This is a genomic window from Comamonas sp. C11 (assembly GCF_024496285.1).
GTDB classification, from domain to species: Bacteria; Pseudomonadota; Gammaproteobacteria; order Burkholderiales; family Burkholderiaceae_C; genus Comamonas; species Comamonas testosteroni_F.
In genome coordinates this window covers 4,503,071-4,529,228 of record NZ_CP101743.1, presented here as the reverse complement: position 1 = coordinate 4,529,228, position 26,158 = coordinate 4,503,071, and the positions used below count along the sequence as shown (strand labels likewise).

Annotated in this window: 20 protein-coding genes; 12 read left to right on the top strand and 8 right to left on the bottom strand. The window is 58.2% G+C overall.

What is annotated here, in order from left to right; translation table 11 throughout:
- The first annotated feature begins 69 nt into the window (after positions 1-69).
- The 6 genes from NOX35_RS20830 to NOX35_RS20805 all read left to right on the top strand — a co-directional run bounded on the left by NOX35_RS20830 (position 70) and on the right by NOX35_RS20805 (position 7,399).
- A complete protein-coding gene (locus NOX35_RS20830; RefSeq protein WP_253233512.1) occupies positions 70-1,320 on the top strand; it encodes an SIR2 family protein in 1,251 nt (416 codons plus the stop codon).
- On the top strand, positions 1,317-3,077 hold the full coding sequence (locus NOX35_RS20825; protein WP_256494580.1) for an ATP-binding protein: 1,761 nt from the start codon (positions 1,317-1,319) through the stop codon (positions 3,075-3,077). The genes NOX35_RS20830 and NOX35_RS20825 overlap by 4 nt, the downstream gene beginning before the upstream one ends.
- A gap of 17 nt (positions 3,078-3,094) precedes the next feature.
- Positions 3,095-3,880 (top strand): hypothetical protein, encoded by a 786-nt coding sequence (locus tag NOX35_RS20820; RefSeq protein WP_253233510.1) that lies wholly within the window; start codon positions 3,095-3,097, stop codon positions 3,878-3,880.
- 947 nt (positions 3,881-4,827) lie between these two features.
- On the top strand, positions 4,828-5,157 hold the full coding sequence (locus NOX35_RS20815; RefSeq protein ID WP_003052407.1) for a PadR family transcriptional regulator: 330 nt from the start codon (positions 4,828-4,830) through the stop codon (positions 5,155-5,157).
- Positions 5,154-6,383 (top strand): chromate efflux transporter, encoded by a 1,230-nt coding sequence (gene chrA, locus NOX35_RS20810; RefSeq protein WP_046462827.1) that lies wholly within the window; start codon positions 5,154-5,156, stop codon positions 6,381-6,383. Before NOX35_RS20815 ends, chrA begins: the two co-directional genes overlap by 4 nt.
- A 392-nt stretch (positions 6,384-6,775) precedes the next feature.
- Positions 6,776-7,399, top strand: a complete 624-nt coding sequence (locus NOX35_RS20805) for a tyrosine-type recombinase/integrase (protein WP_256494579.1) — start codon at positions 6,776-6,778, stop codon at positions 7,397-7,399.
- Positions 7,400-7,833: 434 nt separating this feature from the next.
- Here the strand turns inward: NOX35_RS20805 and NOX35_RS20800 are convergent, their stop codons facing one another.
- From NOX35_RS20800 to NOX35_RS20790, 3 genes are all read right to left on the bottom strand, one after another.
- Complete coding sequence (locus NOX35_RS20800; RefSeq protein WP_256494578.1) at positions 7,834-9,444, bottom strand: PAS domain-containing methyl-accepting chemotaxis protein; 1,611 nt, start codon at positions 9,442-9,444, stop codon at positions 7,834-7,836.
- A gap of 32 nt (positions 9,445-9,476) precedes the next feature.
- Complete coding sequence (locus tag NOX35_RS20795) at positions 9,477-11,978, bottom strand: EAL domain-containing protein (protein ID WP_256494577.1); 2,502 nt, start codon at positions 11,976-11,978, stop codon at positions 9,477-9,479.
- 1,306 nt (positions 11,979-13,284) lie between these two features.
- Positions 13,285-14,208 carry a helix-turn-helix domain-containing protein gene (locus NOX35_RS20790; RefSeq protein WP_256494576.1) on the bottom strand — a complete coding sequence of 308 codons (924 nt, stop codon included), beginning with the start codon at positions 14,206-14,208 and terminating at the stop codon, positions 13,285-13,287.
- A 157-nt stretch (positions 14,209-14,365) separates the two neighbouring features.
- Between NOX35_RS20790 and NOX35_RS20785 the strand changes: the two genes are divergently transcribed.
- The 6 genes from NOX35_RS20785 (at position 14,366) to NOX35_RS20760 (ending at position 20,446) form a co-directional block, all read left to right on the top strand.
- On the top strand, positions 14,366-15,196 hold the full coding sequence (locus NOX35_RS20785) for an SDR family NAD(P)-dependent oxidoreductase (RefSeq protein ID WP_229228507.1): 831 nt from the start codon (positions 14,366-14,368) through the stop codon (positions 15,194-15,196).
- Between the two features lie 16 nt (positions 15,197-15,212).
- Positions 15,213-16,928 (top strand): FAD-dependent oxidoreductase, encoded by a 1,716-nt coding sequence (locus NOX35_RS20780; protein WP_256494574.1) that lies wholly within the window; start codon positions 15,213-15,215, stop codon positions 16,926-16,928.
- On the top strand, positions 16,925-17,254 hold the full coding sequence (locus NOX35_RS20775; RefSeq protein ID WP_256494573.1) for an NIPSNAP family protein: 330 nt from the start codon (positions 16,925-16,927) through the stop codon (positions 17,252-17,254). Before NOX35_RS20780 ends, NOX35_RS20775 begins: the two co-directional genes overlap by 4 nt.
- A 130-nt stretch (positions 17,255-17,384) precedes the next feature.
- A complete protein-coding gene (locus NOX35_RS20770) occupies positions 17,385-18,380 on the top strand; it encodes a tripartite tricarboxylate transporter substrate binding protein (RefSeq protein WP_256494572.1) in 996 nt (331 codons plus the stop codon).
- Between the two features lie 51 nt (positions 18,381-18,431).
- Positions 18,432-19,559 (top strand): porin, encoded by a 1,128-nt coding sequence (locus NOX35_RS20765; RefSeq protein WP_229228513.1) that lies wholly within the window; start codon positions 18,432-18,434, stop codon positions 19,557-19,559.
- Positions 19,560-20,125: 566 nt separating this feature from the next.
- Complete coding sequence (locus tag NOX35_RS20760; protein ID WP_229228516.1) at positions 20,126-20,446, top strand: hypothetical protein; 321 nt, start codon at positions 20,126-20,128, stop codon at positions 20,444-20,446.
- Between the two features lie 41 nt (positions 20,447-20,487).
- On the opposite strand, the gene NOX35_RS20755 is transcribed toward NOX35_RS20760, so the two are convergent.
- The 5 genes from NOX35_RS20755 to NOX35_RS20735 form a co-directional block, all read right to left on the bottom strand.
- A complete protein-coding gene (locus NOX35_RS20755) occupies positions 20,488-21,276 on the bottom strand; it encodes an IclR family transcriptional regulator (protein WP_229228518.1) in 789 nt (262 codons plus the stop codon).
- A gap of 156 nt (positions 21,277-21,432) precedes the next feature.
- Entirely contained in the window at positions 21,433-22,410 is a 978-nt protein-coding gene (locus NOX35_RS20750) for a PDR/VanB family oxidoreductase (RefSeq protein ID WP_256494571.1), read from the bottom strand.
- Between the two features lie 4 nt (positions 22,411-22,414).
- On the bottom strand, positions 22,415-23,194 hold the full coding sequence (locus tag NOX35_RS20745) for an SDR family NAD(P)-dependent oxidoreductase (protein ID WP_047219863.1): 780 nt from the start codon (positions 23,192-23,194) through the stop codon (positions 22,415-22,417).
- A 3-nt stretch (positions 23,195-23,197) separates the two neighbouring features.
- Positions 23,198-24,184, bottom strand: coding sequence for a tripartite tricarboxylate transporter substrate binding protein (locus tag NOX35_RS20740; protein WP_229228521.1), 987 nt, complete (start codon positions 24,182-24,184; stop codon positions 23,198-23,200).
- Between the two features lie 41 nt (positions 24,185-24,225).
- The gene (locus NOX35_RS20735; protein ID WP_229228523.1) at positions 24,226-25,500 is read right to left on the bottom strand and encodes an aromatic ring-hydroxylating dioxygenase subunit alpha; all 1,275 of its coding nucleotides are present in this window, start codon (positions 25,498-25,500) and stop codon (positions 24,226-24,228) included.
- Between the last annotated feature and the right edge of the window lie 658 nt (positions 25,501-26,158).

Sequence of the window (26,158 nt, the reverse complement as noted above, 5' to 3'; positions counted from 1 at the left end):
ATCGGCAGAAGCTCGCGTTGTGCTCTCTGGGCCCGCGGAACTTTGGATATTTTTTACGCTTATTGAGATATGCAAGTATTGACCTACAGGAATGGGGGAGCGTGGCGCGAAGTTAAAGACCCTCAGGAGGATGGCAACGGACGCACCATTCCCGACCCAGCACTTGCAGAAATCAACCGCAACCTTTCCGACTGCTTCAGGTGCACCAACCTTGTCGTTCTCACAGGGCTCGGCACATCCCTACATGTGAACGTGCTGCCGAAAGTTCCAGGGGCGTCTGGTCCACGCGCAGCACAGCCTGGGAAGCGCATCGCTCCCACGATGGCTGACCTGTGGAACGCATGCAAGGAAAACCGCGAGGAGCTCTTTGAGAAGGTCATTGCGCTAACGCATTTCCCCGCTGCCAAGGGAGAGAACATCGAAGCGCTGCTCTCGCACTGCAAGATTGCCGAAGAGTTCCTTGGAGACGGCGACGACAAAGCTCTGATAACGGGATTCATCGCCACCGCCGAGCAAACGGTTCGCGATTGCGTGCGCTTCTTGGATGTTGAAGACGAGGTCGGCCTCCATGCTGACTTTCTTCGCCGGTTGGTTCGGCGGTCCACGCGAAAGCTGCGCACAAAAGTCTTTACAACCAACTATGACCTGTGCTTCGAGTATGCCGCGCGCAAAGGGCGCTACGTAATCGTTGACGGCTTTTCGCATACAACGCCGCAAGTCTTCGACTCGCTCTACTTCTCGTACGACATCGTGAAACGAGAAAGCAGCCCAGACAGTCACGATTTCATTCCGAACGTCTTCCATCTCTACAAGCTTCACGGCTCTGTAGATTGGACGAAGAACACGAAATCTGGGGAGATTGAAAAAAACCCCGCCTCTGAGTCGCCGCTGCTTATCTATCCGCGAAATACAAAATACGAGTTGTCATTCGAACAACCGTATCTCGAGATGATGTCGGCATTCCAAACTGCATTGCGGCAGCCGGATACCGGCCTTCTCGTCTTAGGATTTGGATTCAATGACAACCATTTGGCTGAGCCAATACTGTCGGCCATCAATTCCAATCTGCATCTCAAGGTCGTGGTCTGTGACCCTGGCCTTGGTCCATGGGAACATAAGGAAAAGGGTGTCCAGGATGGCAACGATGCGAAGCACCCCTACCTGTCAAAGCTCAGGTACTTGATTGAACACGGCGATGCCCGCCTGGCGCTCATTTCCGCCACCTTTGAGCAATCCGTTCCGTTGATGCCGGACATTGCGGCGGAAACCGACCTCGAGCAGCACTACGAGCGCATCCGACTGATGCGGGAGGCAGGATGACCGGCAGGCTCGCAACAAGCCCGTTTGACCCCAGCCGATACATTGGTGCGGTCACCTTCGTGGGGCCGGACAGTGCTCGCATCAATCTGCCGAAGGCTGCAGGCGTCGCTCCCCGGCAATACTCAGGATACGCAGTGCTCGGCGGCCAGGTCGGCGAGTTCATCTTCATAGAGGGCGAAGGGGTTGCCGTACTGGGGCGCATCACCGAGGTGAAGCTGCCCGACAACGAGCGGCTCAAGGCCGAGCCCTCCCTAGGCGCTCCCTCAGACGCCAACCCCATCGGGTTTGTCCAGCTCCTGACGACTCTCGAGCTGGCGACCGCCAAGGTCATCTCAGGGATTCCGTTCCATCCCCGCATTGGGCAGCACGTTTTCTCGGCTCATCCGCTTCTTGTGAAGCACATCGTCGAGGGGCAGCCCGTCTCCAGCGCGGGAGCCGTCGAGCTTGCCACGCTTCCGCATGACCCGAGCACGATGGTCAACGTGAGCCCGGCCCACTTGTTTGGCCGTCACTGCGCGGTACTGGGAGCGACCGGGGGCGGCAAGAGCTGGACCGTCGCTCGCATCATTCAGGAAGCCGCCAGGCTTGGAGGCAAGGTTCTTCTCGTGGACCCCAGTGGCGAGTTCCACACGTTCACCAATGGCGTTCGCTCTGTGCATCTCGGCGGCGCACCAAAAAGTGCGGAGGACATACGCAAATTTGTTGCCTTCCCGTACTGGGACCTCACCGAAACGGACCTGTTCGCGATTTTCCAGCCGTCACCTGGCGCCCAGGTTCCGAAACTACGGGAAGCCCTGCGCAGCCTGAAACTAAACTACATCTTGAACGGCGACAACGAGCCTCATCTGTACGTGAAAGCGAACGCAGAGAAGAAGACGTTCAACTATCTAGTGAACAAGAACGAGGCCCAGGTCGAGGCGCAGGGTGCGAGGTATGTAATCAAGCACTTGGCAAGGCAGGTGTACGAAGAGTGCGTCTACGAGAGTGGTGGCACGGCGCGTGAGCCAAACTATTTAGTCTGGGGTGCCCCTGATGAGCGGATTAGGGGGTACTGCGACACGTTGGTGTCCAAGATTCACAGCATCAGCCGGTCGCCAGCGCTTCGATGCCTCTTCGCACCGGAGCAGTTCGCTGCGCTGACGGAAGAAATTCAATCGTTCTTTGCGTCTGACGATGCCGTGCTGAGAATCAGCTTGGCCGACTTGCCATTCGAGCACCACGCGCGCGAGCTGCTCATCAACGCCATCGGGCGACATCTTCTAGGCTTGGCTCGGAGCGGAACGTTCCAAGAGATGCCGACGGTGGTGGTTCTCGATGAAGCCCACCAGTTCTTGAGCAAGTCCATCGGTGACGAAGCCAACCGCGTGTCGCTCGACGCATTCGGCCTGATTGCGAAGGAGGGTCGAAAGTACGGTCTGACGACTTTGCTTGCGACGCAGCGCCCACGTGACATCCCTGAGGATGTGTTGAGCCAGATGGGTATGTTCATCGTGCACCGCCTTATAAACGAGCGCGACCGCGACATCGTCGAAAAGGCCTGCGGCAATCTTGACGGTAGTGCAGCAGCCTTCCTTCCCACGCTGGGTCAAGGGGAGGCAATCTTGGTCGGCGTTGACTTCCCAATGCCTACGCCCATCAAGGTAACCGAGCCAGAGTACCCGCCTAAGTCGGAAGGCCCCTCCTACGCAAAGTTCTGGAAGAAGAAGCCTCCACCAGAAGCCGCCGCGGCCGCCGCTGCAGCTGACCCAGCGCATTGACGGGGGGCTAGTCATCCATGACACAAGAGACGGCATGGGAGAAGGCAGCATCAGCAGACGGTACGACGGCCTCCGAGCGAGCGCTGGCGGGGTTGGCACGTAAGGCCTTTCTGAGCCTCTGGAGCTATCCCAATGTCTTCACCGACGAGGGGCGAGCCAACGGCAAGGGGGATGGCAAGGAGCTCTGCGACCTCCTAGTCGTCTTTGGCAACGACGTGCTGTTGTTTTCGGACAAGGACTGCGCCTACCAGAGCAACGTTGATGTTTCCGTTGCCTGGCCACGGTGGTATCGAAACGCCATCGACAAATCCGTCCGGCAACTGGCGGGAGCCGAAAAGTTCATCAAGGCATTTCCCAAACGAATCTTCCTGGACAAGACTTGCCAAGCGCCGTTGCCCATTGAGTTACCCGACGCGAGCGTCGCACGGTACTACCTCATCGCAGTCACCCGAGGGTCGCACCTGCCAGCGCGACATTTCTTCGGAGGTGGAAGCTCCGGCAGCCTCATGTTGCTCAACCAACTCGTCGGGAAGACCGACCACGCGGAGAACCCCTTCACTATAGGCTACCCGCTTGAGAGCCGGCGCTTCGTGCATGTCCTCGATGAGATGACTGTCGACCTGCTTCTTGAGGAGCTGGATACCGTGCCGGACCTGGTTAGGTACCTGCGCAAGAAGGAAGAGTTCATGCAGCAGCCTGGGGTCATCATCTCCGCCACGGGGGAGGAAGATCTGCTGGGCAGATATATGTCCACAACTCGTGACGAGGAACACGAATTCCCCAAGATATGGCCGCAGCAATAGCGAGCTCCTGCGAGGAAGCTTGTCCAGATGTAGGGGGAGGATGAGAGGATGGGACCGGCGTGAACCAGCCTGAAGCGGTCCTCTCTTAGCTAAGTCAGCTTTGCAGCGGTTGCGGCAGTTCATGTTGGCTGCCCGAACCGCCGGTTTCAGCCAGATAGCAGTCATCCCGAGTACATCGGCAGCTAACCCTCACTGGCTGGTTTCTGGTGAGTTGCGGACAGTGAGGGCAAGCTAGCCAAGATGAGGCTCAATGTCCGCTCTCACCTGCTATGAAGTGGCGCTATCGACCCATTGCGGTCGTCCAAGCTTCGTAGATCTATGTCGGCGTTGCAGCGGTTGCGGCAGTTCATGTTGGCTGCCCGAACCGCCGGTTTCAGCCAGATAGCAGTCATCCCGAGTACATCGGCAGCTAACCCTCACTGGCTGGTTTCTGGTGAGTTGCGGACAGTGAGGGCAAGCTAGCCAAGATGAGGCTCAATGTCCGCTCTCACCTGCTATGAAGTGGCGCTATCGACCCATTGCGGTCGTCCAAGCTTCGTAGATCTATGTCGGCGTTGCAGCGATTGCTACTGCTCATGTCAGCAGGGCGAACTACCTGTCACTGCCTGATAGCGGTCATTCGGAGCGCCAAGAAGGTCGCTTCTCCAATGGCTGCTTTCAGGTAACTAGCAGCCCCTTGCTAACAGACTGTCCTCGGAATACTGGGCGTCCGCTACCTCCGTCCGCCAATAGGTGCTGTCGGCGATTAGCAGTCTTTCAAAGTAGGGCCCCTGGGCAGAAGACCCTACCGTACCGTCCTAGTTACATCCAACTGATACAGCTCCAACTGCCAGCCTTAAGAAGCCAGACCTTAAAGCCCGCGTGATCTATCGGAAGAAGGGACATCGGCCAAACACACTAAGTGCTCATGCAAGAGTTATCATCGAATCTCGATATCGACATTCGATATGACAAAAAAACCAACACCAAACACACTAGAGCACCACGACCTTCTGTCCGGGTTTATTCGCCTGCATGTGCTGCACCATGCTGCCGAACAGGAAATTTATGGGCAATGGATGATCGACGAGCTAGCTCATCACGGCTACCGCCTGTCTCCTGGAACGCTCTACCCGATGCTGCACAAGATGGAGCGGGACGGCTACCTTGTCTCGCGGCAGGAGCGCGAAGGGCGCACGGTGCGCAAGCTCTACACGATCACGAGCAAGGGCAAAGAAGGCTTGGCGCTGGCCAAGGAGCGCATCCGGGAGTTCACCGGGGAGGCAATGCACAAATGACCGATTCCACCAACACCTTGTCGCACGAAACCACTCCCGCGCGGGGAACGACTGCCGAAGTCTTTGGCGCCTTTCTCAAACTAGGCCTGACCTCCTTTGGTGGACCCATCGCTCACCTAGGCTATTTCCGATCGGAGTTTGTCGAGCGCCGCCGCTGGCTGGATGACCGCAGCTATTCCGATCTGGTAGCCCTGTGCCAGTTCCTACCCGGACCGGCCAGCAGCCAAGTCGGAATGGCGCTGGGGCTAGGCCGCGCAGGCTGGTCTGGATTGCTGGCAGCCTGGGCGGGCTTTACTTTGCCGTCTGCTATTGCATTGATCCTGTTTGCCTTCGGCATCGCTGAATACCAGGGTCTGGCGCAGTCTGGCTGGGTACATGGACTCAAGGTTGTCGCCGTGGCCATCGTGGCGCAGGCTGTATGGGGTATGGCTAAGTCACTGTGTCCAGATCGACCCCGTGCTGCACTCGCAATTCTGGCAGCACTGCTGACCATGATCTTGCCCTCGGCGCTGGGACAGGTTGCCGCCATCGCGGTGGCGGGGTTGCTGGGATGGTGGCAATTAAAGATAGCTCAACCTGGCGGTGGCCAGGCACATAGCTACCCGGTTTCGCGCAAGCTGGGCATTGTTGCACTGCTGTTGTTTGCTGCACCGCTCGTCGGATTGCCATTGTGGGCAGCAGTCACGGGCTCGTCCACGATAGCTCTGCTGGAAGGGGTATATCGTTCCGGCGCACTGGTCTTCGGCGGTGGACACGTTGTCTTGCCACTGCTGCAAGCTGCGGTGGTGCCTAGCGGCATTGTGAGCAATGCCGACTTCTTGGCTGGCTACGGTGCAGCGCAGGCCGTGCCAGGACCATTGTTCACGTTCTCAGCCTACCTTGGCGCAGTCGCCTACGGCCCGCTGCATGGCTGGATTGGTGGTCTAGCGCTGCTGGCCACTATCTTTCTCCCCGCCTTTTTCATGCTCATAGGTGCGTTGCCATTCTGGGAAGGGCTGCGTCATCGCGCTGGCATTCAAACAGCCATGGCCGGCATCAACGCCGGGGTGGTAGGCATTCTGGTATCCGCCCTGTATGACCCGGTGTGGACGAGCGCGATCCATAGCAAGTCGGATTTTGGGCTGGCATTGCTGTCATTCGGGCTGCTGACTGTGGGGCGCGTTCCGCCAGCATTAGTGGTTCTGCTGGCCGGGCTGTCGGGCTGGGTCATGGCTATAGGCCTCTGAAACGTTCTTCACAGCAGACAGCCAAACAAGCCATGCCAACGTCGGCTCTGGGTCGATAGCACCAGGTCAGCACACGGCAAAGCAGTCACTTGGCAATGGTCAGATTCCACTGTCAGCTTTAAAGGGTAGAGCTGACCTTCTCTAAAGTCCTGATGCAATGACTGCTTTCGGTAGCAGCAGTCATTTGTCTTGCGGACTTGAACGGCAGTAACCAGCCTGAAGCGGCTGCCTGTGGGAATTTCTCCAACGGCTGGTTCTGGCCGAAATCTTGAATTCATGGCTACGCCAGGAAGCTGACATTCATAAGGCTGTGGCAGTCGAGCATCGCTAGTCGCTCAGGCGAGTCGAAGCCAGCGCATCCTGTGTGCCCCTCAACTCGATGGGAGACCATCATGGGATACACAGGTAATACCGCTCATCGCGAGCCGTGGAACAAGGGCAAGATCGTCGGGCAGAAGGCTCCGTTCAAGCTCAAGGACATCTGGGCGCTGCGCGTAAGGCTTCAGATGGAAGGCCGGGTACGCGAGCTTGCTCTCTTCAACTTAGGCATCGATAGCAAGCTGCGAGGATGCGACCTCGTCGCCCTCAAGGTTCGGGATGTATGCCACGGCGACCAGGTGGCATCGCGCGCTGTCGTCATGCAGCACAAGACTCAGCGTCCAGTGCAGTTCGAGATCACGCAGGCTGCCCGTGACGCCTTGCAAGCCTGGATCAGGCTGGCTGGGCTGAAATCAGAGGACTTCCTGTTTCCAAGCAGGCTACACGAATCGCCACATCTGAGGACACGGCAGTACGCCCGAATCCTCGGTCACTGGGTTGACGAGCTAGGCCTGGACCGTAGGGAGTACGGGACACACTCGATGCGCAGGACAAAGGCGACACTGATCTACCGCCGTACCAAGAATCTGCGCGCTGTGCAGTTACTGCTCGGCCACTCGAAACTGGAGTCAACAGTGAGGTACTTGGGTATCGAAGTCGACGATGCCCTTGAGATCTCTGAACAGACGGAGATTTGAAGCTGCCGCTGACGGCCACACCGAAAACTGCGGTCAGGTGGCCGTCTTCAACGGCTGCAATGTGGCGCTGGGCCAAACTCGTACTTTCGGCCAGAAGGAGTCGACCACCGCAGACTTCCGAACGACGGCTTGAGGCCGCTGATAGGCGCCGCTGTGCTTGAGCCCGCCTGTGCCCGCTGTTGCCGATACCAGACGTTGCAAGGGGCTCTGCCTGAACTTCCGCTCTTCGCTTCAAACCCGTCACTGGATGGGGTCAGTCCCATCGAATACCGAGAGAGCCTTGGGCTTACGGCATGAAACCAGTCGAAGTTTTTATCGGCTCCCACCGGGGGCACTGGGTCACTTCGGGATAGAAATCGACAATCTGTTTCTCGAACGGGTGGGCAGGCTGGAAGGTCTCTAGTCAGATAGGCAAACCCTGCCTATTCTTTCATTTACCGAAGCCGTTTTATTTGCCGCAGCTCCACGGCATTGGCTTGCGACAAAGGCGCTTCGCCGCGCTCGAGACGGAATAGGCGCATTGAGTTGCTTACACCGTGTACTTGACCTCGCAGCGATTGCGCAGCTGCGGCCAGCTCCTCCACCATCGCGGCATTTTGCTGGGTGATCGAGTCCATGTGCGCCACAGCAGCGTTGACCTGTGAGATACCGGTTTGCTGCTCTACGGCTGCGGTACTAATTTCGCCCAGCACAGCACTTACGCGTTGCACAGCTGCCAATGCTTGGGCCATGCGCTCACGCGCTTCGCCTGTAGCCGCGGCGCCCGATGCCACGCGCTCGGCCGAATTGCCGATGAGCTGCTTAATGTCGCGTGCTGCCTGAGTGGTACGTGCAGATAGCGTGCGCACCTCCGAAGCCACCACAGCAAAGCCGCGACCAGCCTCACCCGCACGCGCCGCCTCTACGGCTGCGTTCAGCGCGAGAATGTTCGTCTGGAAAGCCACGCCCTCGATGAGGTGCACAATGTCTTCAATGTGTCGTGAAGATTCAGCGATGCTCTGCATGGTCTGGCCCACGGCCTGCACGGCATCGTTGCTGCGTTGTGTGATGCTCGAAGCTTCTTCTGCAAAACAGGCGCCACGGCTGGCGGCTAGGGCGCTGTTATGCACTGTGCCATTAATCTGCTCCATGGATGCGGCAGTCTGCTCCAGGCTGCTGGCTTGAGTTTCGGTGCGGGACGACAGGTTGTGGTTGCCGCTGGCGATTTCCTGCACGGCAATCTCCAGGTGCCCTACCTCCTGGCGCACGTCGCTCACCACAGTGCGCAAGTTCACACTCAGTTGAAACAGTGCGCGTTGAAGATTACCGACGCTGCCGCTGGCACCTGTACGCACTGCGTGCGACAGGTCTCCAGAGGCCAGCTGATTGGCATCGTGCACAAGTTCTTGCAGCGGCGCGATAGCCAGCGAGTGAGTCAGAAAAGACGACACAGCCACTGCCAACAAGGCCGCACTGCCCGTGACTAGCCAGGGGACATTCAGCCACGTGAGCAGTAGCGGAAGCATTACAGCTAGCATCAGTACCAGCAGCAGGCGCACAAACGTAGAAGGAGCCAGTAGCCGCTTCAAGCGGCCACTCAGATTCTGGCGCAGTACGACACCATGGTGTAGCGTATGGACGGCACATCCAGCTTCCGCCTCGGCACGCATGGTGGCATAGAGCCTTTCTGCGACAAGCACATGTTCGCGCACAGGAAGCGTGCGCACCGACAGGAAACCCGTGATCTGCTCGCCGTCACGCAATGGCGTGATGTTGGCCTGTACCCAGTAAAAATCTCCGTTCTTGCGGCGGTTTTTCACGAGGCCCGTCCAAGGAAGGCCTGTCGATATGGTCTGCCACAAATCGCGGAAGGCCTCAGCAGGCATGTCAGGGTGGCGGATCAGGTTGTGGGGCTGGCCCAGTAGCTCCTCGTGTGCGAAACCGCTCACGTGAACGAATGCGGGGTTGCAGTAAGTGATACGACCTTTGGTATCCGTGACTGAGACCAGAGTGCTTCTCTCTGGAAACGTGAACTCATTGGTTGTGGCGGGCAAATTGATCCGCATAAGGCATTCTTTTTTATGGTTTTTTGGAAGGACTAAAGGGGCAGCCAGTCGCGCGCCAACTCGGCTGCTGGAACAGCCTTCGAGAAAAGATAGCCCTGCACTTCATCGCAGTGCAGGTCGCGCAGTTTTTCGAGTTGGCTTTGTGTTTCCACACCTTCGGCCACCGTCCGTAGCTTCAGCGCATGGGCTAGGCCGATTACCGCTGTCACGATGGCGAGACTGCCAGGCTCGCTGAGCATGCCGCGCACGAAAGACATGTCGATCTTGAGCCGAGAAACGGGAAAGCTTTGTAGTCGCGCCAGGGAGGAGTAGCCAGTTCCGAAATCGTCGATGGATAGCGTGAAGCCCTGTTCCACTAGCTGGGAGGCAACACGCTTAGCCTTGGCTGGGTCATGCATCAGAGCCGATTCAGTAATCTCCAATTCGATAAATCGTGGGCTCACGTCGTGCGTGCGCATGATCGCCAAGGCACGCTCGGAGAAGGCGTCACTCATCATCTGCGCAGCCGATACGTTGACAGCAATCACAGGGGGCTGCGCTATGCCGGCAGAACTCCAGGCACGCCACTGACGAGCTGCTGCGTCCAAACTCCAGTCGCCGAGCGCGATGATGAGGCCGCGCTCCTCAGCGACGGGGATAAACTCGGCAGGGCTCACCCAGCCCCATTCTTCGTCGTGCCAACGTGCGAGCGCTTCCACGCCGTATAACGCATACGAGTCTATGGCTATCTTGGGCTGGAAGTGCAATTCCAAGCGTGATTGCGCGAGAGCCTCCTCCAGCTTTGCTCCAAGTGCGATGCGCCGCTGGAGCCGGTGGCCCATTTGTGCATCGTAGAGTTGGCAATTGCCGCCGCCTTGCGTCTTGACTTGGTACATTGCGATATCGGCACGCTGGAGCAACTCGTCTACGCTGTGACCGTGCATGGGGTAAAGGGCTACTCCGACGCTTGCCCTTACTTCAAAGCAAAGATCGTCCACCCTCAAGGGGCTTGCCAATGTTGAGCAGACTTCATGGGCCAAAGCCATAGCATCGTTGCCTTCGGCGAGTGTGCGCACGAACATAAATTCATCGCCACCCAGGCGAGCCACCACACCGTCTCCTCCGAGCGTGCGTTCGCACCGCCTTGCCACTTCAGCAAGCAAGTCGTCTCCCACTAAATGGCCCTGAGAGTCATTGATCTCCTTGAAGCGGTCGAGATCAACGAACAGCACCGTGGCCTGCTGACCTCGTTGGCCTGCGATGTCGAGCAGGCGTTGAGCCAAATCTATGCCGTGAAAGCGATTAGGTAACCCTGTGAGCGCATCAAAGAATGCCAGCTTCTTCATGCGCTGTTCGGTCCGTTTGCGTTCCGTGATGTCGAGTAGCGTGCCGTAGCCCCGGACCGGCTTGCCGGTCGCGTCACGCTCGATCGTGCCCAGCGCATCCACCCAGCGGACGCTGGTTCCATCCTGGATGCGCATTTCGAACGCGTAACGGCCGGTGGCAAGCCCTTCTTTCCATTGTGCATCTGCGTATGCGCGGTCTTCTGCATGCACGCAGCCAAGTAAATCGGCAAATTCGAAAGGCTGGCCTACTGGCCAACCAAGGATACGTGCCGCTTGAGGCGTGAGGGAAGGCTTGCCGTCAAAGTATGAGAGCCAGGTACCGATGTTGGCCACCTCCTGGGCATTGAGCAAGTCACGATTGAGTTGCTCCTGCTTGCGCAGATCTTCGACGGTGATCAGCAGCCGTGGCTGCGCGTGGCCGTCGGGCTGTTGCAGAGAGTGGACGGTGATGGAAACCGGGATCGCCAATGCTTGAGCGTGGAAATGCAGTTGCGACCTTCCCTTGGCATGTTGATGCTGTAGCGCTTGCTTCACCAGTGCAGGTAAGCTGCCTACATCCATAAAGGCCGGTAGCGGGTCTCCTTTCGCTAGCGCCATTGGTGTTTGGCCTGCGAGTTGTGCGAAGGCCTGGTTGGCAAACACCACATCCAGCTCATCCGTGACCACGAGCGTGCCGTGGGGCAGGTGCGCGAAAGCTGCGCCGTAGTCTCGAAGTTCGGCGATCAGCGTATCGCGATGTGTGATGTAGCTATCGATGGCCAGTCCGATGTCCAGCAAGACCACTTTGATCAATGCCTGGATTGCATCGTTACGCTGCTCTGGCGTCAGTCCGGGCAGCCTGGTGATTCGCGGTAGGAGTTCGGTGAGGTAGTGACTGTAGGCGCCCAGATACCAGCCGGGCGATAGTCCAATACGCGCATGAGCCAAACCCACATGTTGGCGCTCATCTCCATAAGCCTCGTCATAAGTACCTGCCGTGAGCCTGACAAAGTAACGCATTTGTAGCGCCTTGAGCCGGTCCAGTGCCTCGTCGTCCGGCAGCAGTGCACGCATCTCAGGAAAGGAAAGCAGGTGACGATAGAAGCCTTCCACGAAGCCGTGTGCCTGGTTGCCAAGGGCATCGTGCAGGCTGCGCATAGCATGCTCGTCCTGAACGGTGAGGCAGAGAAAATCCTTGCGGCGCTGGAAAGATTGGGAGGTTTCTGTCAAGGGTTTTTCTTCTTTTGTTTGAAGAAAAACAATGTTATCAGGTGTAACTTTCGAGACTCTTACCGATGGACGCCTGCTCTTGATGTGCGTCAAGTTTCATGCGGTCTACTGCCGCTCAACGGCCAATACTCAGATCTCTTGTTGTTCTTCACCCGCTACACCTCATCCACTTTGCGGCTCTCGCGCGCAAGCAGGAGGGGGAGGTCGTGAACCTGCACAGCCTTTACGCCTTCTAACTGACATAGGTGCTGTCGCTGGATACTCGGTAATGAGTCCACGCTGATTGAAGACCGGATTGGGGTAGGTCTCCAAATAGGTCCTGCTTCATCGCCTGAGTGCTGCCAGACTTGATGTGCCACAAAGTTACGTCGGCGTGAAGGGCCGCTCATGACTGGTAGTGAGAGTGCCCGGATGCGCCAGGAAACAGACACCCTAATACGTGAGCATGACCGGAGAAGTCGGCTGTCAGCGAGGTACTTGAACTAGTGCTACCGGCCAGAAGCAGCCGTGCACAGTGAGATCACGAACGGAAGGTACAGGCTGGTTAGAGTCAGTCGCCGGCAGACTTACGAGCGACCGCTACATGACCCCGACCCGACGCTCGCCCAATGTCGCCTTATGTGGCTCCTGTAAAAGCTTCGATCCATCGCTTGGCAACTGATCGCTCAGATGTGGAGCTTTTTTCTGCAGAGAGATGGCAATCATCTACCTCTCGGATTCGCTCAGTTGTTGATACTTTGAAGGTTTCATGGGAGCCTCTATTCTCAGTGTTGCGCTTGAGATTTGAGGCCGCCCTCAACCTCCTGAGAAATTTGAGGTCACCCATTCCTTGGCTGCTTCAATGTCTAGGTTCAGACTTGCGTATGCTTCTTGAGCAGTTCTGGAGGTAGTGCCCAGTCCCACTTCTCTCTTTCGAGATTTCTCGCCGCCTCCAGCAAATCGCTAGCCGATGGCTGCTCAACGAGCGCTGCGTCTAAGAGTGCGTCAAGTATGTCGTCAATGGAATGACAGCCTTTCACCACCTCAATGCCTGGGCCAGAGAGAGCGGCGGAAAAGCCTCGCTGGTTCATAAAACAAGCCAGTGTCTCGTTGGCAGAATCCCCAAGCCATGTGAGAACAAGTAGTTCATGTCCTTGGTCAAGCAAGAGCTTTGATGCCAAATTCAGTGCCTGAAAATTGAAGCGAGCTTCCTCTAGGAGCGACGTCCACCCTGCTCGAAGACCTCTTCTGTGTGCAACGATAAGTTCGTGTAGACCTGATGCAGTCCCTCTTAAAGCCCCGTTTTAGGGCTGCTTCTTTACGTCTCTTAATCCTGCGATAGGCGTTCAAGTTCCTGCATTCTGTAGGCCTGTGGACTCACGCCCAAGTGCTTACGGAAGAATCGACCGAAGTAACTCTCATCCTCGAAGCCAAGGCCATCGGCGATCTGTTTGATGCTTGCGTTGGTGTAGATCAGCTCGCGTTGTGCTTCGATGAGGACACGCTCATTAATCAGGTCGATGCTAGATTTTCCCAAGCTTTCGCGAGTGAGCCGGGAAAGCTGACCCGCGCTGACACCCAACTGCTCAGCATACTGCGCCACACTCCATCGGTGGCGTATGTGCTCATCGATAAGGTTTCTGAACTTCTCCAACTGGAGAGACTTGCGCGAAAGTGCTGGCCAGGCTGCCGATCCCAGCGTTTCATTGAGCCGCGCCACCTGCACCAGCAGCGCGGTGATAAGTGAAAGGCCTGCAGCGACTTGTCCCGTCGCCGCCAGACGCCATTCCTGCTCTATGCTTAGGTACAACGGCATCAGGCCCGCCGTGTAGCGGCCATGCTCAGGCAGGTTGATGGCCAGCGGCTTGCGCAGCGTGGACAGCAGATCGGGCATGACTATCCGTGCCATTGCCTCCAGCGGTTTTTGTGCTGCTGTCACCACAACCCCGTTGACTTGTGGGTTGAACTCGAATCCGTGGACGCGGCCTTCGGGCACAACTACTAGGGCTGGTGCGCGCAGAGGCCAGCGTACATCGTCTAACAATGCGCTGCCCTGGCCCTCTGTAATGAGCAGGATCTGGATTAGCGACTGATGCTCGTGAGGGTCGATCTCCCAGCCATACAACGGGGAGCGCTCGGGTATCCACTCGAAGTTAAACATATTGCTGCCGCCCGCCGGCGCGTTGTCGCCATACATTGCGTAGTTGGGGATACGGCGCGTGCGGCTGCTGGGAGTAGAGTGACGTGTCATGCATGAAATGTCCTATCTGATGCGCTGTAATGCTTATAGGGATTACCCGTGATGAAATAACTGCGCACGAAAAGTCCGGTTGTTTGCATGAATTGTCAAAGGACTTCGCGTACCGGGACTCAGAGAATGCGATTCTTCGGATTCAAAGGGAGTCGCTATGACGATGGAAACGGATCAAGCCGGCTGGTTGCAACTACAGAACCGGGTTTGCGTGGTAACGGGTGCAGCCAGCGGCATCGGCCGCGCAGTTGCTGAGGTACTGGCTAAGCAGGGCGCACGCCTAGCCCTGATTGACAAGAATGCTGACGCGCTGCAGGTTCTGGCGCAACAACTAAAAGCGCAGGGGCGACAGGTGGCCGCCGTAGCCTGCGATACATCGAACGAGCAGCAACTGCAGGCAGCTGCATCTCAAATAGAGAGCGAACTGGGTGCGGCCCATACGCTGGTAAACAACGCGGGCGTGTTACGCGCTGGCTCTCTTGAGACGTTGACGCTGGATGATTGGAATCTAGTGCTGTCCGTTGATCTAACGGGGTACTGGCTGGCTGCCAAGGCCTTTGGTGCGCAGCTGCGTTCGCATCGAGGAGACGGTGGCGCTAGCCTGGTGCATGTGGCTTCTATTGCTGGACATTTTCCGCAAAGCCACAGTGGTGCCTACAGCGCTGCCAAGGCCGGCGTGTGTCTGCTATCGCGCCAGTTAGCCGTGGAATGGGGGGCTGATGCGGTTCGAAGCAATGTAATCAGCCCCGGAATGATCCGCACTCCGCTGTCGGCCGATTTCTATGCACAGCCTGGTGTGGAACAGGCGCGTTCTGCGGCTACCGCCAGCGGTCGTGTGGGAGAGGCCGAGGACATCGCCCATGCAGTGGCTTTCTTGGCCAGCCCGCGCGCAGGCTATGTAAATGCGGCCGAAATTATGGTTGATGGCGGCATGTCGTCCAAGTTGATGGACATGGTGCCACGCCCCGGCTTTAGCCAAGCACGCTGATCAGGAAGGTAGATCAATGTCGAATGCAATCGAATGCGATGTGGTGGTCGTGGGCAGCGGCGCAGCTGGCTTAGCCGCTGCAGTGACGGCGCGAAAACGCGGACTGGATGTGGTTGTGCTGGAGAAAGAGCCGGTCTTCGGGGGCACTACTGCGCTGTCAGGGGGCGTGTTGTGGATCCCTCTCAGTAGCCATGGCCGTAAACAGAACATGGCAGACAAGGTGCAGGACGTTCGTCGCTACCTGATGGGCGAGACCGGTGAACACTACAACGAGGCTGCGGTCAGCGTCTTTATTGAGCAAGGGCCGAAGATGGTGGAATTCTTTGAGCGCGAAACGGCCATGCAGTTTGTGCCCACGCTCTACCCAGACTACCACCCCGACGCTGCAGGCGGCGTGGACATCGGCCGCTCTATCTTGGCCAAGCCTTATGACATCCGCGGTCTAGGCAAGGACATGCAGCGGCTTAAGCCGCCGCTCAAGACCATTACCTTTATGGGCATGATGTTCAACTCATCTAATGCCGATCTCAAGCATTTCTTCCGTGCTACCAAATCGTTGACTTCGTTCTTGTACGTTTCGAAGAGACTGGCGACGCACATGAAGGAGTTGCTGCTGTACCGGCGTGGCATCAACGTGACCAGTGGCAATGCGCTTGCTGCGCGTTTGGCACAGTCAGCACTGGACCTGAGTATTCCCATACTGACCAATACGCCAGCCAAGCAGGTGCTGATGGAGGGTGATCGTGCTGTCGGCGTCCTTGCAGCCACGGAGGGTGGTGAGCGGCGCATCGTTGCCCGTCATGGTGTGATACTAGCCGCTGGTGGCTTTCCCCACGATGCAAAGCGTATTGCTCAAGCCTATCCACATGTGCGCCGGGGCCACGAGCATCTGTCCCCAACGCCAGTCGGTAATACCGGTGATGGCGTAAGAATGGCCGAGGCTGCTGGCGGTATGGTGGATATTCGCCTCAAAGACGCAGCAGCCTGGATGCCTGTGAGTAAGGTCGATTTAGGGGACGGCGAAGTGGGCGTGTTCCCCCATTTGCTGGATCGCTACAAACCCGGCGTCATTGGTGTGCTGCAAAACGGTCGACGCTTTACCAATGAATCCAACTCCTACCACGACGTAGGGGTGGCCATGATAGAGGCTTGCGTTGGATTGGCAGAAACCGCCATGTGGCTGGTCTGTGACAAGGCCACTCTCTCCAAGTACGGCATGGGCTATGTCAAGCCCGCTCCAATGCCCATAGGCCGCTTTTTGCGCAATGGCTATTTGATCGAGGGCCTTACGCTAGCAGAACTGGCGGACAAAGCGGGCATAGATTCGCAGGGACTTGAGGCCACGATACAAGCCTACAACCGGGACGCGGTGCGCGGCGAGGACCCTATATTTGGCCGTGGTAAAACAGCTTTTAACCGCTATTTGGCTGACCCCGAGCACCGACCCAACCCATGTGTGGCCCCAGTGCAAAACGGCCCCTTCTACGCGGTCAAAGTTGTTATGGGCGATCTGGGTACGTTCGACGGCGTGCGCACTAGCGTGGTCGGCGAGGTGCTCAGGCGCGATGGCTCGACTATCGAGGGGTTGTATGCCGTGGGCAACGATCGCGCCAGCATCATGGGGGGCAACTATCCGGGAGCTGGTATCACCCACGGGCCGAATATGACTTTTGGCTATGTCACGGCGAGCCACATTGCTGATCGGGCGCTGAATGGCGGGGATGCGTTATGAGTGCAAAGGCCTTGATCGACCACCGCGTCTATACCATCGCACTGCGCAAAATGCCCGAATTCCTGGAGGTGTTCAACTCCCTGGCCATGCCAGTGTTGATACAGACCCTGGGGCATCCGCTGGGTTTTTACACCAGCCTCGTGGGGCCACAGAACCAGTTTGTGCATCTGTGGGGTTACGACAGCCTTGCTGACTACGAACTTCGCAGCCGCGCGCGCGATCTGCACCCGGATTTTCCTGCCTATTTGAAGGCCTCGGGCCATTTGATCACTGCGCAGGAGACTCGATTGATCCACGCAGTCGAAATGCCGGGTTGGAAGCGCTAGATCTTCCACCTTCTCCCGTTCGACTTACGCAAATCCGATTCAAACAAGACGTTACCCGCAGGCAACGTCCTTGGTGCATGCGTAGTTGCGTAAGTCCTACTCCTAACTATCTACAAGACGGAGACAAACTATGACGAATTCTCTTTCCCGCTTTCTGTCGCGCCGCAACTTGCTGAGCGCTACGGTGGCCACACTGTGCCTACAGGCAGGCGTTGGAGCCCATGCCCAAGCAATGTGGCCAGCCAAGCCTATACGCTTCGTCGTGGGCTTTCCTGCCGGCGGTTCTACCGATGTCATGGCCCGCGTAGTGGGTGCTGCCATGGCCAAGTCGCTGGGCCAGCCTGTTGTTGTAGATAACCGGCCAGGCGCCAGTGGCAACATTGCAGCTAGCGAGACCATCAAATCAGCACCCGATGGCTATACCTTCATGGTGGCACCTATTTCGGTGCAGACGGCGAACCCCTTTCTGTTCAAGCCTGCGCTGAATCCTGAGCGTGACCTACGCCCTGTGGCCAGCCTAGGCTATGCACAGCTCTACCTGGTGGCCAAAAAGGATTTGCGCGCCAAGTCGGCCACTGAGCTTGTAGCGATGGCCAAGGCAGCTCCTGGCAAGCTGAGTTACGGGTCTGGTGGTGCGGGAACGCAGATGCACCTAGTTGGTGAGTTGTTCAAGCAACAGGCCAATGTTGATGTGGTGCACGTACCCTACAAAGGTGCTGCGCCTGCGTTGCAGGACGTGCTGGCTGGCCAAATTGACTATTACTTTGATCCTGCAAGCGGCATTTCCCACATCCGCGAAGGGCGTGCGCGTCTGCTCGCTGTCACTGGCTCCAAGCGATCGCCCTTCTTTCCCGACGCACCTACGTTGGCCGAACTGGGTATTAAGGGTGTTGAGCTCGGCAACTGGTTCGGTGTCTTCGCACCAGCTAGTACACCAACCGAAATCACCGTTCGTTTGGAGCGGGAAATCGCCAAGGCCATCGCTCAGCCCGAAGTCAAGCAGCGTTTTGCCGACCTCGGCACTGAACCTGTCGTGCAAGACGCGGTTGCCTTCCGCAAGACGATTGCAGCAGAGACAAAGGTGCTTTCTGCATTGATCCGAGAGCGCAATCTCGTAGTCGATTGACATGAGCCTTTTTTCTTTCCGCCCGCAATACAACCACAGGGGAATCCATCCATGCACCGTGTCTCGTCTTTAAAACCGCGCTGCGGCAGACAGTTCGCTGCCTTCTCACTTCTCTTAGCCACCGGAGCAACTGCCTGGGCGCAGTCGTCCGTCACTATCTATGGTTCAGTGGACCAATATGTCAGTCACTTGCGTAGCAGCTCCGGTAAAAATATCACCGCGTTGGAGGATGGTGCCGTACTGCGCAGTCGGCTCGGCTTTCGTGGCAAGGAAGAGCTGGGCGGCGGTCTCCATGCCAAGTTTCAGCTGGAGATGGGTATCAACGCCGACAACGGGACACAGGCCGAAACCACGCGCGGCTTCGACCGCCAGAGCTGGGTGGGGTTGGGTGGTGGTTGGGGTGAGGTGCGACTAGGCCGGCAGAACACAGCGTTGCTGAATAACGGCGGTGCTATCGACTTCACGGGGCGCACTCTAGGCTCGATGGTGAACAACTTCGGCGTACCTGCGCGTTTCGACAACGATATTGCCTACATCTCGCCTCGCGTGGGCGGCCTCCAGGCAGAGTTGCACTACGCCATGGCGGAAACCGGGGCTCCATCTCGGCAAGCCCTCTACCAGGCGGGTGTCGACTATATGAATGGCCCGTATCAAGTAGGCTACACGGGCTTGTACGCACGTGCGCCACATGACGCAGCATACAAGGCGCCTGTGCGCTACGACAGCGTCTATGCCAACTACGATCACGGCAAGGGCAAGATCTACCTGGCCCTTGCGCGCAGCAACAACAGTACCGCTAGCGTAGCTGGCAACAATGCTGGCTCTATCCTTAGCAATATAGGTGGGGTGGTAGCAGGGACGAATGCTGACGTGGGCCGGTACTACCGGATTTGGCAGATTGCGGCGGACTATCGGGTGATGTCGCAGTTGCGTGTAGGCGCGTTGTGGGGGCGGATCAACGGCCCTGAGGGGTATGGAGCAAAGGGCGGTACGATCGCTATGTACTACGACCTGTCTAGACGCACGACGCTGTTCGCGCTGGCCGAGCGGATGGCGAACGAACGCAACGCTGGCTTCCGACTGGCGGGCTCGGGAGGGCTGAAATCCAACCTCACTGGAGATGACGTGAACGGGCGCACGATCAAGGGCGTTCAGGTGGGTCTGGTACACCGCTTCTGAGCTAGCCCGAGAAGCAGGCTAAAGTGGCCGTTACCATCACCTTTCCATGAGGTGTGTACAGATGATTGCTGCCGCCAGTTTCAGCATCCGCTTCGTGGATGGGTAATCATCGCTTGTATTTTGCTTCTAGCCGCCTAGCTACAACATGTCTTTGGTAGCACTAACGTCCGGAAAGCTGTCTGCCGCAGGCTTCTTCCGCTTTGCAGCGATTGCCACTGCTCGTAGTCGCAACGCTTTCTAACGGTCACCGTCCCATACCGGCCATGCGAGCATCGACGCGGGGGGCAGCCCATGACGGGTTTCAGGTGTGCAGCGGACAACGACCATCAAGTGCAGGCAGCAGCCCATTCAACGCCCTAAGTGCGTGGATGCAGGCCCCATCTGAGGCGGTCCGATCTCAAAGAAGCGATGCAGTCCAAGAGCACGCAAATCGCTTCTTTTTTGTTTTGAGGAGTATTTAGGTAGCAGCACAACCGCCATCTGCTGAACCTGAAATATGACAATCAAGGCCGCCCTATGCCCAGTCGAATCATCCAACCAAATGGAGGTCTTTTTTTAGCAGCCTGTTGCAACACATTACCGACAGACAGCTCGTCAGTGCAACCGATGCGCAGTTGGACGACGTGCTGGGCGGGCTCATCTACCTGGCCAGCGATGCCGCCGCGATGGTGACCGGCTCCGCACTGCTGATCGATGGCGGGTGGACTACCGTCACTGAAGCACATCCCACCTGCTGCATGGCTGCTACGATTCGTTTGCCAAGCTTGATGTACAGCGTCACCGCTCGGATTCGAGCTTCGTATGAATACATGAATTACCTCTCAGTAGTCCAAGATTTCATCCGCATCCCATGCGGGGCATGGTTTGCGTGGAAATCAACACCATGAACAGACGTTTTCTGATCAATCCTAAGCACTACTGCAGAAGGTCATGGTGTCGGATTCTTGAATCCCAATGCCGCTGAAAGCTGTGCAGCCTCTTTCCTTAACAGCGCGGCATAGCCCTGCACGACCTCTTCGTCGAGTCTTGCGCTGGGACCGAATAGCCCCAGTGATCCCACCACGCGGCCGCTGCTGTCGAAGAACGGCGCAGCAATAGCGACAGCGCCCTGGATGAGCTCATCGCGGCTGGTGGCGTAGCCTTCGAGGAGGATCTGCTTGAGCTGTTCGGTACACCGCCTGGCTTCGGCGGGGCTTTCCGCACCATAGGCGCCAAGATCCTGCTTTTCCACGTTCAGCCACGCCAGGATGGAGCGGCCGCTGGCACCCCGCACGAGCTTCTCGCGATAACCCACGCCCCGCTTGAAGCTCAGAGGCTGCGTGCTGGGAAGTTCTGCAACACATATCCTGAAAGCACCCTCATGTACGTGCAGGGAAATGGTCTCGCGGGTTTTCTCCCACAGGCGGCGCATCATGGGTTGGGCAACGGTTTCGTAGCTCATGCCTGCGGACCAGGCATGAGCCATCTGGGCGACTGCCGGGCCGAGCCGGAAACGCTGGGGTTCGCCCTCGGAAACGAGAAACCCCTTGGTATTGAGCGTATCGAGCAAGCGGTAGAGGGTCGGCCGGCTCAGGTCGACCCGCTTGAGCAGTTCGGCCACCAGCAACCCATCATCTCCGGGCCTGAAAGCGAGAAGCACGTCAAGAGCCCGCTGGACTGCGCGCACCCCGCCTTCGGATTTATCGGATTCGGACATGTCAACGGTTTTCTGATTCATGCCGATACTCTACCTGCAATTGTCCATCTGATGGACAGCGAACATGGGCGGTTGCGCTGCGCACAAGCGCTCGCCACATGGGAAGAGCATGCGGCTGGCGGCATTCCCTAGGCGCTACCGCCCTTACCTGCCATCCGTACACTGTTCCGATGCCGCTCAGCAATCCAGGACCAGGTTGCCTGAACGGCAACCAGAGACGCAGATCATCATGCTTTTGTTCGCCGCCCGCTCCTGCTCGCTCAGTATCTGGTCGCGGTGATCCACATCGCCGGAGATGACCCGGACCTCGCAGGCCCCGCACACACCTTCACGGCAGCTGTACTCGGGGTTCATGCCCGCGTTGATCAAGGTATCCAGCAAGGAAGTCCCCGCAGCCACCTGCACGGTCTTGCCGGTCCTGCGCAACTCGACGGCATAGCCGACTTCCGGTGTCCGGGGCGCTGCCAGCGGTGCGGCAGCAAAACGCTCCAAGTGCACGTGCGCCAGCCCGAGCTTCTGACAACTGTCTTCATAAGACGCCAGAAAAGCCAGAGGTCCGCAAGCATAGAAGTGTGCGCCTTCGGCATGTCCTTGGAGAAGGCTGTACAGATCGGCACGCACACCCTTTTCATCCTTGAAGTGCCAGTCGACCTTCACCCTGCCGCCGGCCCGGGCAGCGATGGCCTCGATCTCCGGCACAAAGGCGGCGCTCGCGCGGCTGGATGCGCAATAGATAAGGTGCGCCGTCCTGCCCAGGACATCCAGCCTCTGGAGCATGGCCAGAACAGGCGTGATGCCGATCCCTCCGGCTACCAGCACGCTATGGGGGGCAGTCTCGACCAGAGGGAAATGATTGCGCGGCCCGCCAATCTGAATCACTTGCCCGACCCGCAATTTTTCATGCACAAAGCGTGAACCGCCACGGCTGGCCGGGTCCAGGGACACCGCCACCACATAGCGATGGCGTTCCCCCGGATTGATCAGCGAATAGCTTCGGATCAACCCATCGGCTAGGTGCAGATCGATATGGGCACCCGCCTGCACAGGCTGGGAAAACTCCTGCGCCGCAGCAAGCGGCCGCAGCTCCACGCTGAGGGTGCCGGCCGCTTCGTAGCGCATCTGGTGAACGCGCGCCTGAAGATATGTAGAGGCCATGGCGTTACATGATGTGCAGGCCACCATCGACCATCAGAGTGGTCCCGGTGATGAAAGACGCCTCGCGGGAAGCCAGCCAGAGAATGGGCCAGGCGATTTCCTCGGGCGACGCCCAGCGACCTATGAGCGATGTATCCTTGCGCTCCGTCCTGAGCTGCTCCACGCTCTTGCCCGCGTTGCGTGCCCTGCCGACGTGGAAGTCGGTCAACGTGGAGCCCGGGCACACCGCATTGGCGCGCACGCCGTGAGCGGCCTCCTCGAATGCCAGGCTACGGGTATAGGCCAGTTGCGCCGCCTTGGTCGCGTCATACAGGGCCATGCCCTTGCGACCCGTGACCGCATAGCAGGAGGACACGTTGACGATGCTGCCTGTTCCCGACTGCCTCAGCGCAGGAAGCGCAGCCCTGCAGTAGTTGGACATGCCCACCAGATTGACGCCGACCATGGCCTGCCATTCGGCTGCAGTGGCATCGGCTGCGGCACTGTAGTTGCGCATGGCGGCGTTGTTCACCAGGGTATCGAGACCGCCCCACTGCTGCACGCACTGTCCTACGGCTGCCGCGGCCGCGGCCTCATCTGACACATCGGCAGTCGCACATGCCAGCCGGGCTCCAGGCAGGGCCTGCAAAATGGCTTCGCGCGTGCGCTCCAGGGCCTCGGCGTTCGCGTCCACCATCAGCACCGCAGCCCCTTCCTGGCAGAAGAGATGGGAGGCGGCGGCGCCTATGCCCGCACCGGCGCCGGTAATCAAGGCGGTGCGTCCCGCCATTCTGGATTCACTCATTGTTCAATCCGCCTTTGCATTCGTTGCCTTGATGACCTTGCCCCAGCGCACGATTTCAGTGGCTATCCAGTCGCTGAACTGCTTGGGGGTGCTGGCAATGGTCTCGAACTCCATCTCGTCCAGATGCTTGCGTATATCCGGCGAGTTGAGGATGCGAACCATGGCCTGGTGGTAGGTATTGATGACCACGGGCGGCGTTCCGGCAGGCGCTAGCAGTCCGATCCAGGACGTGGCCTCGAAGTCCTTGAGGCCGGATTCAGCCAGCGTAGGAATCGTGGGTGTGCTGGGAAAGCGCTTTGTTCCCGTCGAGGCCAGCAGCTTCAGGCGCCCTTCCTTGACGAAGCCCTGAACATTGCCCGGAACAAAGAAGCCGCCCTGGATATTGCCGGCAATCAGGTCCGTCACGGCAGGCCCTGCGCCACGGTAAGGCACATGGGTCATCTGGAAGCCCGCCGCCGATTTCATCATCTCCATGGTGAGGTGCGAGGCGCTGCCCATGGCCACGGAGCCATAAGAGTACTTGCTGGGATTCGCCTTCGCCTTGGCAATGAAGTCCTTCACATCCTTGAAACCAGCATCGGGATTGACCACCAGGTACTGCGGCGATTTCACCGCCAGCGTGATGGGCGCCAAATCCTTGAGCGGGTCATAGGGCATCTTGTCAAACAGGGTGACATTGATGGCCAAAGGCCCGTTGTAGCCGATCAGCAAGGTATGGCCGTCCGGCACCGAGCGGCTGACTTCGTAGGCCCCGATGTTCCCGCCAGCTCCAGGCTTGTTCTCTACCACGAAGGGTTGCCCCAACGCATCCTGAAGCTTGGGCGCAATCAGGCGCGCCAGTACATCATTCGTACTGCCCGTAATGGGCACGACGATGCGTACGGGCTTGGTGGGGCGCCATTCGGAGGGCGCTGTTGCCTGGCCCCAGGCCGCAGTCGCCATGTAGGCGCCGGCGACCAGGACGGCCTTGAGTGTCGTGGGGAACTTCATTTGATTTTGTCTCCGTCATTTCTTGTCGTGGCGTTTCTTGTTCAAAGGCTGAAGACCGGCTTCTTCGTCGCGTCTGCCAGCTCCTCGCGAGCCCAGGCCACCGGGTCCTGATCGCGGGGCAGTAGCACGCCCGCGGGCCGCACGTGCTGCTCGCTTGCGTCAAGGGCGGGAGGGGTTTCGCCCTGCTCGAGGCCCAAGGCCGCTTCATTGAGCATGCGACGTGCCATAACGATTGCCTTGTCCGTGGGCAGCAGCCTCTCCGCGGCATGGTCCTGGATGGGACCCATGCTTTCCTGCAGCGAATAGTCCTGTGCGGAGAAGCCAAAGATGCCGCTATAGGAGCGCTCTTCGCGCTGCGCCACCCGATCCATGCCGTAGTCGTTGTTGCGATTCGCCTTGGGGATGAAGCTGCCGGGTGCTTCGTACTCCACATGTATGCCTTTGCCTTCCTCCATGGAGGTGCGCTCTTCCTCAGTGAGCGGCTGGTCCGGCTGCCAGTTAATGCTCCAGGCCCAGCAGTTGTGGTCGTCGATGGGTACCCACACGTGGCCACCCAGCGCATGCTTACCGAAAGGAGCGATCAGCGTGAACCAGGGGAACAACCACTGCGTGATGCGCCAGTAATAGGAATCGGGCTCGCCATTGCGGCGCCCGAACAGGCTCAGACCGAAGGGCGTCTGCTCGATCTCGAACTTCACGTTGCCATCGGCCTTGATGTAATCCAGCGCCTTGACACCCTGGTGCATAGGATCCGTATCCACCTCGAAGCGGTGCACATAGGACACATGGGCCGTGTCGATGCCGCCTTCCATGGCCTGCAGCCAGTTGCTGTACTGCAGGCGCTTGGAGACGAACACGTGCTCGGGTGGGAGCGTGCACCACTCCAGCTCCGGAGGAGCGGGTCTGTGTTCCTCGGGTCCCATGTAGGCCCAGACAATACCGCCGCGCTCCACGCAGGGATAGCCTTTGATGTGCATGCGGGCGCAGGATTGCGGCGAAGAGGGTACATCCACGCATTGGCCGTTGCCATCGAACTTGACGCCATGGTAGGCGCAGCGAATGCCGTTCTCCTCGTTACGACCAAAGTACAGCGAGACGCCGCGATGAGAGCAGAACTCGCTGATCAGGCAAGCTTTGCCATCCGTATTGCGAAAGGCCAGCAGCTTCTCGCCCAGCAATTGAACCCGCACCTGCGGCCCGTCCGCTTCGGCGATCTCGCTGGACATCAATGCTGGCACCCAGTAGCGGCGCAGCAGATTTCCCATCCGTGTATTGGGGCCGACGCGGGTGAGCGTCTCGGACATTTCCTTGTTCATGCCTTGTCTCCGTGAGGTGGTTTGATCTCGATCATGTTCGTAAGATGAGACTTATGTCCATTTTATGGACTATCTGATCTGTGTCAAATTTATCAATCCTGTCCGCTCTATGGACACCCAAGAAGACAACGAAGCTCTACCGATGAGACTTCACGAGTGGGGAGAAGTGATTGTGAGACGCGACATACACCTACCTGCCTAGCGTCAAATGGTTGCGCGTAAGGAGCTAAAGGAACTACAGCCACCCTATGTCGATAACATGTGACGAACAGCCGACACAGCGGTACAGGTTGGTCGAAGAGTTCCTCAAAGCCCTGGTCAGCGCGAGCAATGAAGTGCAGGGCAGAGCAACGACACCGTGACGTTTGCGCTGGGGTGAGTAGCAGCCGGACGGCAGGGCAGTTGCCGGCGTCAATGCTCGGATGATCGTTATGGAGCGGTGTCCAACAGGTCGCGAGCGGCTACGGACAGCTGCAATCGCTGCATTTCAGTCGTTGTTAACGTGCATTCGAAACTCTGCTTAGGGTCAATGGCACCAATTCGACCCAGGTAAGAGCGGTCACTCGAAACTAGCGATAGTCCAATGACTGCTTCGAGGTTTGCAGCGGACATTTGTAGAGGTCGCGCTTCAATGACTGCTGTGGACACTAGCAGTCAT